At 44.8% G+C, this 299-nt stretch carries 1 protein-coding gene; it reads right to left on the bottom strand.

Translation table 11 applies throughout. From position 1 onward, the window contains the following. The coding region (locus tag V7083_RS07695) for a GAF domain-containing protein (RefSeq protein ID WP_335476798.1) at window positions 1-299 on the bottom strand (299 nt) is incomplete at both ends.

Consider the following 299-nt stretch of genomic DNA (forward strand, 5'->3'; position numbering starts at 1 on the left):
GTTCCAATTTGATAGGCAACGGCTTCGAGTAACGCGAGTTCATTTTTTTTAAAATGGGTTTTATTCGGAGATCCGATGTTGAGGATTCCAAAGCGTTCTTGCCCGGCACGAAGAGGGACCGTTGCATGATGGGTGAGGCCGCAGGTTTTCCCAGCCTTTTCGATTATGGCATCTTCAATTCGTTTACATTCCATAATATTGGTTGCTTTGTTTAATTGGCGATTGTTATATTTATTTACACACCAGCACGTTCCTTGGCACATCCGCTGCTTTTGGTTATGGGCTAAAGCCGGGGGTAG

The organism is Bacillus sp. JJ1764 (genome assembly GCF_036962145.1).
In the GTDB taxonomy this organism is placed as follows: Bacteria; Bacillota; Bacilli; order Bacillales; family Cytobacillaceae; genus Neobacillus.